The 14314-nt window shown below is 69.7% G+C and carries 10 protein-coding genes; 3 read left to right on the forward strand and 7 right to left on the reverse strand.

Translation table 11 applies throughout. The features are described from left to right. Positions 1-3: 3 nt before the first annotated feature. The 4 genes from OG370_RS02795 to OG370_RS02810 form a co-directional block, all read right to left on the reverse strand. The gene (locus OG370_RS02795; protein WP_328460190.1) at positions 4-1749 is read right to left on the reverse strand and encodes an ABC transporter substrate-binding protein; all 1746 of its coding nucleotides are present in this window, start codon (positions 1747-1749) and stop codon (positions 4-6) included. A gap of 220 nt (positions 1750-1969) precedes the next feature. Next, complete coding sequence (locus OG370_RS02800) at positions 1970-2674, reverse strand: GntR family transcriptional regulator (RefSeq protein ID WP_328460192.1); 705 nt, start codon at positions 2672-2674, stop codon at positions 1970-1972. A gap of 96 nt (positions 2675-2770) precedes the next feature. Then, positions 2771-2893: a hypothetical protein gene (locus OG370_RS02805; protein WP_328460194.1), complete on the reverse strand. Its 123-nt coding sequence runs from the start codon at positions 2891-2893 to the stop codon at positions 2771-2773. 96 nt (positions 2894-2989) lie between these two features. Next, positions 2990-5356: a ricin-type beta-trefoil lectin domain protein gene (locus tag OG370_RS02810; protein ID WP_328460196.1), complete on the reverse strand. Its 2367-nt coding sequence runs from the start codon at positions 5354-5356 to the stop codon at positions 2990-2992. A gap of 740 nt (positions 5357-6096) precedes the next feature. Here OG370_RS02810 and OG370_RS02815 point away from each other — a divergent pair. Both OG370_RS02815 and OG370_RS02820 read left to right on the forward strand, forming a co-directional pair. Continuing rightward, positions 6097-8709: a lectin gene (locus OG370_RS02815; protein WP_328460198.1), complete on the forward strand. Its 2613-nt coding sequence runs from the start codon at positions 6097-6099 to the stop codon at positions 8707-8709. Positions 8710-8803: 94 nt separating this feature from the next. Further along, positions 8804-10255 carry a glycoside hydrolase family 76 protein gene (locus OG370_RS02820; protein WP_328460200.1) on the forward strand — a complete coding sequence of 484 codons (1452 nt, stop codon included), beginning with the start codon at positions 8804-8806 and terminating at the stop codon, positions 10253-10255. 293 nt (positions 10256-10548) lie between these two features. Here OG370_RS02820 and OG370_RS02825 read toward each other — a convergent pair whose 3' ends face one another. Next, on the reverse strand, positions 10549-11496 hold the full coding sequence (locus OG370_RS02825; RefSeq protein ID WP_328460202.1) for a DMT family transporter: 948 nt from the start codon (positions 11494-11496) through the stop codon (positions 10549-10551). Then, on the reverse strand, positions 11493-12311 hold the full coding sequence (locus tag OG370_RS02830; RefSeq protein ID WP_328460204.1) for an SDR family NAD(P)-dependent oxidoreductase: 819 nt from the start codon (positions 12309-12311) through the stop codon (positions 11493-11495). Before OG370_RS02830 ends, OG370_RS02825 begins: the two co-directional genes overlap by 4 nt. A gap of 154 nt (positions 12312-12465) precedes the next feature. Here OG370_RS02830 and OG370_RS02835 point away from each other — a divergent pair, with 154 nt between their 5' ends. Further along, complete coding sequence (locus OG370_RS02835; protein ID WP_328460206.1) at positions 12466-13047, forward strand: TetR/AcrR family transcriptional regulator; 582 nt, start codon at positions 12466-12468, stop codon at positions 13045-13047. A 99-nt stretch (positions 13048-13146) separates the two neighbouring features. Here the strand turns inward: OG370_RS02835 and OG370_RS02840 are convergent, their stop codons facing one another. Beyond that, the gene (locus OG370_RS02840; RefSeq protein WP_328473739.1) at positions 13147-14160 is read right to left on the reverse strand and encodes an MFS transporter; all 1014 of its coding nucleotides are present in this window, start codon (positions 14158-14160) and stop codon (positions 13147-13149) included. Positions 14161-14314: the final 154 nt, after the last annotated feature.

Below are 14314 nucleotides of genomic sequence, written 5' to 3' on the forward strand. Positions count from 1 at the left end.
TCCTCAGCCCTGGCTCTTGGACGGGTCCTTGAGGCCGATGGCCGCGAAGTCGAACTGCCCGGTCCACGCGGAGTGCCCGTAGGCGCCGGCGATGTTGGTGCCGACCAGCAGTGGCTTGCGCGGCCACAGCAGCGGCACCGCGGGGGACTCGTGCATGATCGTCGCGTCGAGGCTCTTCCATGCGACGGCCGCCTCGTCGGCGTTCGCCATGGTCGAGATCTGGTCCATCCGGTGCTCGACCGAGGGGTCGCGGAACTGGCTGTAATTGCCCTGGTTGCCCTTGGCGACGATGGTGCGGCCGTCGAAGATGAACGGCAGGAAGGTGGACGCCGACGGGTAGTCGGGGCACCATCCCCCGATGGTCATGTCCGGCGCGTGCGCGGTGTCGCCGATCGTGTCGTAGAACACCGACGCGTCCACCGTGGTGATCTGCACCTTCACCCCCACTTTCGCCAGGGACGCCTGGATCGCCTCGGCGCGGTTCTTGTCGCCGGTGGAGACGGTCAGGGTGGCGCTGAACGAGGACTTTCCGGCCTTGGCCAGCAACGTCTTGGCGAGGGCGGGGTCACCGGTGGGCGGCACGTCGTAGACCGGGGCGACGGTACCTGCGGTGAGGACCGGCGGCAGGTAGCGGTCGGCGACGTCGTTGAGCGCGGGCCCGCCGTTCGCCGTCACCTGGGCCGACTTGTCGACGGCGTACTGCATGGCCGTGCGGACCTTCGGGTCGGTGAAGGGCCCGCGGGCGGTGTTGAGGTACAGCACGTCGGTGCAACCCGTGGGCTCTGCCAACAGCCGCGCCCGCAGGCCGGACTTCGGCAGCACCTTCGCGACACTCGCGGGGCTCATGTCCGCCCACTCCACCGCCGAGGCGTCGGCACCGGAACTCGCGATCAGCCGGTCGTCGATCTGCCCGCCGTCCAGGCCCATCTTGACGACGATGCGGTCCGGATACGCCTTGCGCACGCTGTCGGTGGCCGGGTTCCAGTGGGTGTTGCGGACCAGCACCATCTGCTTGCCGCGCTGGTAGCTCTGGATCTTGTACGGGCCCGACGAGAACGGCCGCAGGTCGTAGCGGACGCCGGTCTCCTTGGACACCGGGACCGGGGCGAAGGTGGGCAGGGTGACGGTGTAGGGGAACTCGGCCACCGGCTGTTTGAGGTGGAAGACGATCGTCCGGTCGTTCGGCGTGACGACGGACGACAGGTGCTTGCCGTCGAGGGGGCCGTTGTAGCCGGCAGTGTCGGCGAGGTACTGGCGGGCGTATCCGGGACCGCCGGTCAGGTCCGGCGAGAAGGAGCGCTCGACGTTGTACTTGATGTCCTGCGCTCTGATCGGCGAACCGTCCTCGTAGGTCAGGCCCGACTTGAGGGTGAACGTCCAGGTCCGGCCGCCGTCGGTGGCGCGGCCGAGGTCGGTGGCGAGATCGGGCACGATCTTGTCGCCGGCCGCGCCGGGCTTCGCCTGGAACGTGGTCAGCGTCCGATAGAGCAGCCGAGTGCCGAAGTCCATGGCCGGCATGACCCAGTTGCGGGCGGGGTCGAGGTGGGCGAAGTCCTGGTTGGACAGGATGGTCAGGGTGCCGCCGCGCTTGGGGGTGCCGCCGATGACGGTGCCCGAGGCGACGCCTGACTTCTTGGCGCCGCCTGGTCTGCCCGCGCTCCCGTCGTCCTTGGGCCCGCAGGCCACGGCGGTCAGGAGGAGGGAGGCCGCCAGGCAGGCGGCCGAGAGGGAAGGGGTGTGCCTGGTCATGATGTGCCACTCCGTTGTGGATACGAGGACCTGCATCACGCGATGTGGCACGTAACATAGTAATGTGAAATTGCACCTACAAGGATTCGTCACTACCGTTACCGAGCTGTGCCCTGGGTCCCGCTCAGGGGCGGGCGGAAGCCCGAACGGCTCTCCGTGGAGGAGGAGTTGAATACCCGTCAGGGTGCCGGTTCAGGCCGCCCGTCAATCAGGCGGACCGTCAGCTCGTGCCGCGATCGAGCCCGGCGGACGGGGCCCCCTCCGGGGCGTCGGCCCACAGGGAGCGGACGTTGCCGAGGTGGCGCCGCATGCACGCCTGCGCGCCCTCGACGTCCCCGGCGCGCATGAGGTCGAGCAGTTCGAGGTGCTCCTCGGCGGACTCCACCAGGCGGCCCTTCGCGTCCAGCGCGGTGAGCCCGTACAGCCGCGAGCGCTTGCGGAGGTCGCCCACCACCTGGACGAGGTGGGCGTTACCGGCAAGGCCCAGCAACCCGAGGTGGAAGCGCCGGTCCGCCTCCAGATACGCGATCAGGTCATGCCGCCGGGCACCCTGGACGACCTCCTCGGCCAGCGGGCGCAGCGCCTCCAACTGCTCGGCGCCGGCCACGGCCGTGACACGTCCGATCGTCGGAACCTCGATCAGCTCGCGGATCTCGGTGTACTCGTCCAGTTCCCGCTCGGTGACCTCCGTGATCCGGAAACCCTTGTTCCGCACCGCCTCGACCAGCCCCTCCCGGGCCAGATCGAGCATCGCCTCCCGCACCGGCGTGGCCGACACCCCGAGATCAGCGGCGAGGGTGGGCGCGGAATACACCACACCAGGCCGCAGCTCCCCCGCGACGAGAGCGGCACGCAGAGCGTTGGCCACCTGGTCGCGCAGGTTCTCCCGCACCGGAATGGCACTGCGAGACGACAGATGGGCCATGATCGATCCTCCAGACACATGTGGTGACCAGCATAGAATGTCACGTTGTCCGAAAGTGGTCTCCGGCGAGAGATCCCGCGGTCAGGGGACGGCGGTTCACGGGGTGGCCCAGCGCTGGTTGGCGCCGTTGAGCGTCGCGTCGCCCCAACCGGCCGGCAGTGTCGGCCGGAAGGTGGTGCCGCCGGTGCCGAAGTCAGCGTTCGTGGAAACGCGGCGCACGCGCCGGGGCTGTGTGTCGCCGGGAGGAGAAGTCGGCTGGCGGCGGCCCGGGCGGACGCCACGACGGGTGTCCGCCCGGGTCGGTTCAGGCAGGGATCAGGAAGTGGGGACGGTCCAGCGCTGGTTGTCGCCGGTGTTGCAGTCCCAGATCTCCAGCTGGGTGCCGTCGGTGGTGCCGGCGTTCGGGACGTCGAGGCAGCGGCCGGACTGGGGGTTGACCAGTGCTCCGGTCGAGGAGGTGTACGTCCATTTCTGGTTGTTGCCGCCGTTGCAGTCCCACAGCTCGATGAGGGTGCCGTTGGCGGTACCGCCGTTTCCGGTGACCTCGACGCACTTGCCGAGGACCTTCAGGGTGCCGTCGGTTCCGACGGTGACCTGCTGGGCGGCGGAGTTGTTGCACGTCCAGATCTGGATCTTGTTGCCGTTGGTGGTCGAACCCGTGTCGTCGTCCAGGCACTTGCCGCCGTTGGCCGACACGACCGCACCGGTGCCGCCCGGGGTGCCGACCGGGCCTCCGCCGGTACCGGGGGTGATGTCGAGGTTGTCGAACTGGTCGGTGCGGTAGCCCTGGATGCCCAGGCCGGCCTGTCCGCTGGAGAAGGACGTGTCGGTCACGGAGCCGAACTGGTTGCCGTCGAGCTTGGCGCTGATCTGGCTGTCCTGGAAGGTGAAGGACAGGTTGTGCCAGGTGCCGGTGCCCAGTGCGGTGGTGGTGCCGGTGGCCAGGGTGTGGTTGGAGCCGTCGGTGTACATCTTCTCGATCCACCACTGGCCGGTGTCACGGATGCGCAGGTAGTACGCGTTCATGTGCGACTGCGGCCGCTGCTGGGTGTTGGCCCGGCCGATCAGCTCGGTGGTGCCGGCACTGCGCAGGTAGACGTCCGAGCTGACGGTGTAGTTCGTCCAGGTCGGGTCGCCGATCAGCGCGTACGAGTCGGAGTCGTCCTGCCACTCGATCGGCTTGACCGGGGCCATCTGCTGCACGCACTGACCCGTGCGGCCGGAGCAGGGCTGGACCTCGAACGAGCCCTGCATGTCCGAGAGGTACTTCGCCTCGGTGCCGCCGGCATCGTTGTCGTAGGTGTCGGAGTAGGGCAGCGCGAGAGCGTGGTCGGCGGGGGCGGTGGCGCTGCCCTTGCCGCCGCCGGCCAGGGTGGTGACGGTGTAGACGTAACCGGGCTGCATGGTCAGCGAGTACGAGCCGCCCGAGGGGGTGATGTCCTGGGTGTGGACGAAGGACGTCGCATCGCTCGGGCTGTTGACGTCGGTCGCCCACACGTGCACGGTTCCGGTGGACAGGCCGCCCTGGACGTGGAAGTTCACGGTCTGCGAGGAGGTGGAGGTGGTGGTCTCGGCGATGGTGGAGTAGTCCGAGGTGGTGTCGGACTTCACCGTCACGTACGTGCCGTTGTTCTCGCTCCCGCCGAGGTAGCCCGACGCGGAGTCGATGAACTTCCAGCCCGGCTGGGTGAACTGGGTGACCTGCGCGGTGGCCCAGGTGCTGGCGCCGATCGTGTAGTGCCCCGACCACGGCGAGCCGGCAGTGGCCAGGCCCACGGTGTCGTACGGCAGGTTGGGGTAGATCGCGGCGATCAGCGGCCAGTTGAAGTAGCTGGTCATCTTCGCGTCGATGTACCCGCGGGTGATCGCCCGGATCAGCGCCGGGGCGCCGGTGTTCATGTCCTGCGAGCCGTTCTCGCTGTCCCACAGCGGCTTGCCGTTGTTCTGCGCGGTCGTGGTGGACGAGCAGGACGTGGCGTCACCGCCGTCACCGCCGTTGCACGAATAGTGCGCGCCGATGATCGAGACGGCGTTGTTGAACGCGGAGTTGGACGCCATGTCGTCGGCCACGCCCCAGCCGCTGTCGTCGGCGACGAGCTTCACTCCCGAGTAACCGGCGTTGTCCAGCGCCGACCGCAGCTGGATGTACCAGTTCGCGTCGTGACCGCGCTCGTTCCAGCCGCCCAGGTAGCTGATCGTCAGGCCGTGCTGCTTGGCGCAGCCCAGCCACGAGATCAGGTAGTTGATGGTGTCGGTGGACCAGAATCCGCCGCTGATCCACCCGGGCGCGGCCCAGGCCAGTCCGTACAGGCCGATGTTCGGATTGCGCTTCACCGCCTGTTCCGCGAGCCAGAACTCGTAACCCGCGTCGCAGTTGACCGTGCCCTTGCTGTGCTCGATCGACGGCTCCGAGCCGTCCGTGGAGTTGGCGTCACCGCCGATCTCCAGCTTCAGCAACTGGAGGTTCGCGCCGTAGCCCGGCTTGAACATGTAGTCGAGGATCTGCGACTGCTGGGCGGCCGGATAGTCCGTCAGCAGACGGGAGTTGCCGCCACCGCCACTGATCGCGCCGATCCCGTCGAACGTCCTACCACCCTGGGACCCGTCCACCGTGATGGTGGTCGTGGCCGCCTGCGCCGGAGCGACAGCGACAGCGAGAAGAGCGGCAAGGAGCGCAAGCACCCACAGGGGGGTAAGTCTCCGTAGTCGTGACATGAGTGACAACCTTTGCTGGTGGGAATCGCGCGGAGTGTGCTGTCGTGTTCGTTTGCCGGCCAAGGCCTCTGACGAGTGGACAGAAACGAACAGCCGGCGTCGCACCCACCTGCGCGGGGCGACCGCAGGGCCACCTCGACGACTTTCCGACCGAGCGCCCTGAGGCAACGTTGCCTGACAACGTTGTCGGACCGACATACGGCACCGCGGGCAGCACGCATGGGAACTCCCTCACTATCCGACCGGTTGCGGTGGGGCGCACTGACGACAAGGGGAGAGCGCTCTCCGAAGCTAGCCAGCGGCCCTCCTCGCGTCAATGGTCTGAACGTATGGTCGGACCGCTTGCCCACCGGCCGCCCGACGCGCCCCTGCGCGATCGCACTCCCATGACCCTCGGGACGGCTCTACGCCTCGGCGCCCTCCGCCCGATACCCACCCGCTGCCGGTGACCGGTCCGCACCCTCTTGAACTGGGGCGACGAGCCGCGCGGACGTCCGAGGCGCATCATGCCGCCCCTCGGCGCCGGGGGCTCCCCGGCCCAGTGACAACCGATCACGTTCGAACATCTTTCCTCCGACGTCTGTTGGGTCATGTTCGCTATTTCGGTCGAGTGCGTTGACAGGCGTTCGGGAACTGCCCTTTGCTGTGCGGGGCTCACCCCCCACCGGTTCAGCAACGCCCGTGCCGTCTGCACCTGGAGCCGCAAAATGAAACGATGGCGCATCCCCCTGGCGAGCTGCCTCCTCCTTCTCGGGCTCGCCTCCCCCACCACCGCCCATGCCGCACCCGCCGCACCCGCGGCGGTGACCGACCCGGCCTCACTGGTCAACCCGTTGCTGGGCACGTCCAACGGGGGCAACACCTTCCCCGGCGCGGACACCCCGTTCGGGATGGTCTCGTGGAGTCCGGACACGCCCTCGCGTCCGCCCGGCGGCGACTACGCGTACTCCGACAACGTTGTCACGGGCTTCAGCCTCAACCACATCTCGGGGCCGGGCTGCGGTGCGATGGGCGACATCCCGGTCCTGCCGACCACCGGAAACGTTGACGGCAACGCGACCGTCGGCTTCAGCCACAGCAACGAGTCGGCGAGCGCGGGCGCGTACTCGGTCGATCTCGACAACGGGGTCGACACCGAGCTGACGGCCACCGCCCGCTCGGGCATGGCGCGATTCACGTTCCCCGCCACCACGCAGGCCAACCTGCTGTTCAAGCTGAACGCGGACAAGGCCGCCGACCTGCACTTCAACAAGGTGAGCAGCACCGAGGTCAGCGGCTCGATCGACGCGGGCCTGTTCTGCGCCTCCGCCCCGTCCTACACCGCGTACTTCGACATGGTCTTCGACCAGCCGTACACCTCCAGCGGCACCTTCGACGGCGGCGACTCCCTGACGTTCGACACCAGCGGCAACCACGTGGTGCAGGCCAAGGTCGGCCTGTCGTACGTCTCGATCGCCGGCGCGACGGCCAACCGGGTTGCCGAGAACGGTGGTTGGGACTTCGACGGCACCCGCACCGCCGCGCACGACGCCTGGAACGACGTGCTGGGCAAGGTCGCGATCACCGGCGGCACCAGCGACCAGCGACAAGTCTTCTACACCTCGCTGTACCACTCGCTGCTGCACCCGAACCTGCTCAGCGACAGCGACGGCAAGTACTGGGGCTTCGATCACCAGGTGCACACCGTCTCCGGCAACCAGAAGGCCCAGTACGGCACCTACTCCGGCTGGGACATCTACCGCACCCAGGCCCAGCTGGAAGCCCTCGTCGCGCCCCAACAGGCAAGCGACAGCGCGCAGTCACTCGTGAACGACTACGCGCAGAACGGCGCCTTCCCCAAGTGGTCGCTGAACTCGGCCGAGACGCAGGTCATGAACGGTGATCCGGGACCTGCCATCATCGCCGACTACTACGCCTTCGGGGCCCGTGACTTCGACACCTCCGCGGCGCTGGCGGACATGATCAAGGAGGGCACCACCACCAACCCGATCCGGATGGGCCTGGACCTCCAGACCACGTACGGCTACCTGCCGTCCGACGGGTCCTACCCCAAGGACTTCTACGGCTCGGCCGCCACCTTGCTGGAGTACAGCGCGCAGGACTTCGCCACCTCCGCGTTCGCCACGTCGCTGGGTGACACCACGACCGCCTCGCAGTTCGCCAACCGGGCGCAGGACTGGAAGAACATCTTCAACCCGTCCAGCGGCTTCATCCAGCCCAGGCAGACCGACGGGTCCTGGAAGGGCGGCTTCGACCCGACCAGCAGCGACCAGTTCGTGGAGGGCACGTCCTGGCAGTACACCGGCGCCGTCCCGCACAACATCGCCGGACTGGCGAGCGCCATGGGCGGCAACGCGAAGCTCGCCTCCTACCTCGACAGCGTGCTGTCCGACTTCCACGGCTCCGGCGGCTCACACGCCGACCTCGGCAACGAGCCGTCCATCGAACTGCCCTGGGAGTACGACTACGTCGGCCAGCCGTGGAAGACGCAAGCGGTCGTCCGCAAGGTCCAGGACCAGCTCTGGCCCGACGACCCGGCCGACTGGGGCGTCGGCAACGACGACCTCGGCACCATGAGCGCCTGGTACGTCTTCTCCGCGATGGGTTTCTACCCCGAGACCCCGGGCACCTCCGACCTCGCCCTGGGCAGCCCGCTGTTCACCGACGTGGACGTCACCCTCGGCAACGGCAGCCACCTGGTGGTCAACGCGCCGGCCGCCGCCGACAGCGCCCCCTACGTGCAGAGCGCCACCTTCAACGGCGCCGACTGGAACAACGCCTACCTGCCCGAGTCCTTCGCCGCCGACGGCGGCACCCTCGACCTCATCCTCGGCACCACCGCCGACACCAACTGGGCCACCGCCGTCGGTTCGGCCCCACCCTCCTACAACGGCGACGGCGGCGCCAAGCCGCCCGGGCCCGCCGGCCACACCGGACTGGTCACCACGGACAACGCCGGCAAGTGCCTGGACGACAACACCGGTTCGACCACCAACGGCAACAAGATCCAGATCTGGACCTGCAACAACTCCACCGCCCAGCAGGTCACCGTCAACAGCGACAGCACGCTCCAGATGCTGGGCAAGTGCGTGGAGGTCACCGGCAACGGGGGCACCACCAACGGCACCCTCATCGAACTGTGGGACTGCAACGGCGGCAACAACCAGAAGTGGACCTACGACTCGGGCACCAAGGCCCTGGTCAACCCCCAGTCCGGCCGCTGCCTCGACGTCCCGAACGCCGGCACCACCGACGGCACCCAGCTGGAGATCTGGGACTGCAACGGCGGCGACAACCAGCGCTGGAACATCCCCTCCTGACCACGGCGCCTCCCCCTCTTCGTGCGGTGGCCTCCCCCGATCGGGAGGCCGCCGCACGGACCGATAACACCCCCCACAAGAAGTGGAACCAACGATGGACACATCCACACTCAGCAGATGGGCCGCACGGGTGATGGTCGCCCTGCTCGGCCTGCTGCTGCTGATCCCCCACACCATCAGCGCGCACGCCGCGCCGACCCCGGCGGCCGGCAGCGTCGGGGTCCTGATGCAGTCGTACGACGCGGACGACGGCCGGATCGACGGCAACGGCTGGTGGACCGCTGCGGTGTCGCTGAGCACCGTGATGACGTACGAACAGGCCACCGGTGACCGGCAGTACGACTACGCCATCTCCGGTGCCTTCGCGAAGAACAGCAACTTCACCAACGACTACATCGACGACACCGGCTGGTGGACCCTGGTGTGGCTCCAGGCCTACGACCTCACCGGCAACACCGACTACCTCGACATGGCCAGGACCACCACCGACTACATGCACGACTACTGGGACTCCACCTGCGGCGGCGGCGTCTACTGGAGCACCGCCAAGCAGTACAAGGCCTCGATCGCCAACGAGCTCTTCCTCGCCGCCACGGCCGGACTGCACAACCGCATCCCCGGCGACACCACCTACGGGGGCTGGGCGACCGCCGAGTGGAACTGGTTCAAGGGCTCGGGCCTCATCCAGGGCAATCTGGTCCAGGACGGGCTCAACGTCCCCGACTGCACCTTCAGCACGGCGGACTACAGCTACAACCAGGGCGTCATCCTGCAGGGGCTGGTCGAGCAGTCCCGCGCCACCGGCGACACCTCGCTGCTGAACACGGCGAACTCGATCGCCACCGCGGCGGTCGCACACTTCAACCACAACGGCGTGCTCTACGACGGCTGCGAGCCCGACTGCAGCGGTGACGGCTCGGCGTTCAAGGGCATCTTCGCCCGCTACCTGCGGGCGCTGGCCACCGCCACCGGCAGCACCCAGTACGACTCGTTCCTCACCACCACGGCCAACTCGATCGTGGCCAACGACACCAACAGTTCCGGCCAGCAGGGCAACTCGTTCATCGGTCCGTTCGCCCTGTGGACTCCGACGACGCAGGCGAGCGCGGCCGAGGCCCTGGTCGCGGCCCTCGGCGGAAGCGGTACGACATCACCCGGCTCCGGCGGCGTCCTGCGCGGACAGCAGTCCTCCCGGTGCGTCGACGTGCCCGACACGAGCCAGACCAACGGTACGCAGGTCGAGTTGTGGGACTGCAACGGCGGTACCAACCAGTCCTGGACGTCCGACTCGTCCGGGCGCCTGACCGTCTACGGCGACAAGTGCCTCGACGTCCGCTCGGCGGGAACCGCCGACGGCACCCCGGTGCAGATCTACGACTGCAACAACACCGGCGCGCAGCAGTGGAGCCTGAACTCGGACGGCACCGTCGTCAACCCCGACTCGGGCAAGTGCCTCGACGCCACCGGTGCGGGCACCGCCAACGGCACCCTCCTGGAGATCTGGACCTGCAACGAGGGCGCCAACCAGAAGTGGAGCAGGACGTGAGGCAGCGCTGAGCCTCCCCGCCCGGCGCTGCGGCCGGCGGACACCCTCCGGCGAGCACTACCCGCTCGCCGGAGGGCCACCCTGCTCCGACCACCGTCGGCAAGGGCCGCCGGTCGACGGACCAGGGGGCCCGGTCGCCGGCGATTGCCGGCCTGCGGCCTGGGGATCGCGCGCACGCCTGGCTCGCCGGAACGGTGTGCGGGCTGCTGACCGGTCGGCGTCGCACAGGGACGCGCGCGAGGGCACCGACCGGTCAGCGCCACCCGCCGCGAACGCCGCAACGGGGTGCCCGTTCACGAATTCGCCGTCAGTTCCCGCGGCCCCTTGGCGCGTTCGGGGTTCCGGTCACGGTGGCCGTCCCGGTCGGTGCCGTTCGCCCTGGGCGGTCGGCGCAGCCCGATGACGACGCCGGCGGCGACGACCAGGGCGCCTGCGACATCTGCCGGGCCCACCTCACCGCGCCCGAGCACGGCGGTGGTGAGCAGCGCGCCCATCGGGACGAGGCCGGCGAAGAGTCCCGCACGGTCCGCGCCCAGCCGGCGCAGTGCGTCGTACCACAGGAAGAAGGCGGTTGCCGTGACGAGTGCGCCGAGGTAGCCGAACGCTGCCGCCTCGGTGGGGGTGGGCAGCCGCAGGGCGCTCGCGCCGTCGATGGCGACGCTCGCGGCCAGCAGTACGGGCACGGACATGGCCGCGGGGTAGGCGGCGACCCTCAGGGGGCCGAGTTTGGGCAGCAGGGGGAGGGCGATCAGGGAGAAGGCGACCTCGCCGGCGAGTGCTCCCAGTGACAGCAGCACACCGCGCGGACTTCCGCCGCCGAACCCGGCGGCAACGGCGGCGCCCGCGGTCACGACGGCCGCGGCGCCGATGGTCCGGGCGGCGGGTCGGCGGCGTTGGGTCAGTGGCCCGACGAGGGCGAGGACCACCGGGATCATGCCGATCACGGTGCCGATCATGGCGGGGCTCGCGTACCGGGTCGCCTCCACCAGGAAGATGTTGAAGCCCACCAGGCCGGTGGCGGCCAGCGCGGCGAGGAGCAGGAGGTCGCGGGGTGTCAGACCGGCGCGGGGCAGGCGCCGGCGGCGCACGACGGCGAGAAGGATCGCCGCGGCGAGGCCGTAGCGCAGGGCCTGGCCGCTGAGGACGGGGTAGTCGGCGACGGTCGCGGACACCGCCGTCGACGTGCCGACGAGCAGCATCGCGGCGGCGGCGCCCGTCGCCGGGACCGTGGAGGAGGTCATGCCGCGTACTCCTTGGGCTGCGGGACGGTGCGCGAGGGGCTGAGGACCTTGCGGGTGACGCGTTCGGCGAGGGCGGTGACCAGGGTGCGCGGGCGGCGCGGCAGGAGATGGGCGGACAGGGCGTTGGCGAGCCCGGGGGTGACGTAGCCGCGGTCGCGGTCGAGGGCGCGAAGAGCGGCGCGGACGACCGGTTCCGGCGTGGTCATCGAGCCGTTGACGGCTGCCTCACGGGTGCCGATGGCGTCGAAGAACGGGGTGTCGACCGGGCCGGGGCAGAGGGTGAGCACGCGGATGCCGCGGCCGCGGTACTCCTGGCGCAGCGCGAGTCCGAAGTTCAGCACGAAGGTCTTGGACGCGCTGTAGACGGCGAAGTACGGGGAGGGCTGGAAGGCTGCGGTGGAGGCGACGTTCACGATCGCGCCCGTGCCGCGCGCCAGCATGCCGGGAAGCAGTCGGTGGGTGAGGTCGACCAGGGCGACGACGTTGACCATCAGCTGGTCGTGGTCACGGTCGGTGGCGATGTCCTCGAAGTGGCCGCACGTGCCGAACCCGGCGTTGTTGACCAGCAGGTCGACCGCCAGACCGCGGGCGGCGAGCCGGTCGGCGACGCGCTGGGCCGCGTCGGGTTCGGCGAGGTCCTGGACCAGGACGTCGGCGCGGACGCCGTGCTCCGCGATCAGATTCTCGGCGAGGGCGGTGAGCCTGTCCTCTGACCGCGCGACCAGGACCAGATCGTGTCCGCGGGCGGCGAGCTGTGCGGCGAACTCCGCGCCGAGTCCGGATGAGGCGCCGGTGACGAGCGCTGCGCTGTGCACGGGATCTCCTTCGCTTGACGAGCAACGAGTGGCGAGCAACTGAGACGGAAGAATACCCATTTCCCGAGCATCTGCAACAGAGTTGTCTCAGATAGCCTGGAGTTGACTCAGCGATGTATCGTTTACCGGACCAAGCGGCCACGTGGGAGGCACCATGAGCGAGTCGACGGCACGGCCGTTGCGGGCGGACGCGGAGCGCAGCGTGCGCGCGATCCTGGAGGCGGCCGAACGCGTGCTCTCCGCCGATCCGGGCGCGACGATGGAGCAGATCGCGGCCGCGGCCGGGGTGGCCAGGGCAACGGTCCACCGGCGGTTCGCCCATCGTCAGACGCTGATCGACGCGCTGGCCTCGTCCGCCGCCCGCCGGCTCGCCCAAGCCGTGGAGGACGGCCGACCCGACACGGCCCCTCCCCTGGTGGCGCTGCACCGGATCACGGCCAGCGTGCTCGACGTGAAGGGCGCCTGGGCGTTCGCGCTGGGACTGCCGTCCGAGCCCGGCAGCGAAGCCGCCGTCCTCCACGAGGACATCGCCCGGCGCTGCCTCACCGTGCTGGAACGGGCCCGGACGGACGGGCTCATCGACGAGACGGCCGACCTCCACTGGCTGCGACGGGTCTACTACGCACTGCTCGGGGAGTCCCTGCACGGGAGCCCCGACGACTCAGGCATCGACACCGACACGCTGGCTGCCCGCATCATCGACACCCTGCTCCACGGCGCCGGACCACGCACCTGAGCGACAGCCACGGGGAACCACGCCGTTGTGTGCCCAGGCCGGCCCCCAGGGCTGATGCGACGCCCTGACGCGGACGGGCGTTCGTCCGGCCGGGCGGCCTCAACCGTTTACAGCCGAAACCGTGCCGGCGTGCTCCGGCTGCGGCTCCGGCGGCTGCCGCCGCTCCGGCCGTGCCGGGCCGGGCCGCTTCGGCAGCAGGACGGACAGGAGCAGGGCTAGCGCCATCACGCCGGCCGCGCACATGAAGACCCAGTGGGTGGCGGCGACGAAGCCGTGTACCGCCTCGGTCCGTGCCGTGCCTTCGAGGTGGGTGATCGCGCCCGTCGTCGAGCCGGGCACGTGCGCTCCGTACACCCGTGCCAGTACCCTGCCGAAGAGCACCGTGCCCAGCGCGCTGCCCAGCGTCTGGAAGAACCGAGTGGCGGTGGTGGCCACCCCCAACTGGTGCGCCGGGGTGGTCTCCTGGGCGAGCAGGATGAGCTGGCCGAGAAGTTGCCCGAAGCCGAGGCCGAGCAGCAGCATCTCGCCGCGTACGAGCCACAGGCCGGTGCTCGTGCCGCTCGTCGCCAGCAGGGCCAGGGCGAGCGTCACGGTCGCCGTGCCCGACACCACGAAGGTCCGGGTGGTCCAGCCCCGGCGGCCCAGCCGTCCGGAGGTGAGGCCGATGACGGCCATGCCGATCGCCATGGGGATCAGGTACAGGCTCGCCTGGGTCGCTGCGGTGTCCCGGGCGAGCTGCAGGTACATGAGGACGTAGACGATCGAGCCGGTCAGGGCCGCACCGGGCAGGACCTGGAGGGCGAAGGCGCTGCGCAGCACCGGGTGCTTGAGGAGCGACAGGGGCAGGATCGGTTCCGGCGCGGTCACCTGCCGCCGGAGGAAGAGCGCGAGGAGCAGGGCCGCGGCGCCGATCAGCCCGAGGATCATGGCCGAGGACCGCGCGTAGTCGGTGCCGCCCCACTCCGTCACCAGCAGCAGCGCGCCGGCGAAGGCGGCCGCGAGGGCGGCGCCCTCGAAGTCGATGCGGCGGGCGACGGTCTGCTGTGGCAGGTGCAGGGTGCAGCCGGCGGCGACGAGGACGGCGACGCCGAGCGGCAGGTTGATGGAGAAGATCGAGCGCCAGTCGGCGTGGTCGGCGGGTCACCCTGGGCCTGAGGCTGCGGCCAGTGCTCTCACCCCGAGGCCGGCCGACCGCCGTCCGGTTGCCGTGTTCAGTAGCCCGGCGAGCCGCGCCATGCGGACGGCTGAGCTCGCCGGACCGACTCGC

Origin of the sequence: Streptomyces sp. NBC_00448 (genome assembly GCF_036014115.1) — a bacterium.
Lineage (GTDB): Bacteria > Actinomycetota > Actinomycetes > Streptomycetales > Streptomycetaceae > Actinacidiphila.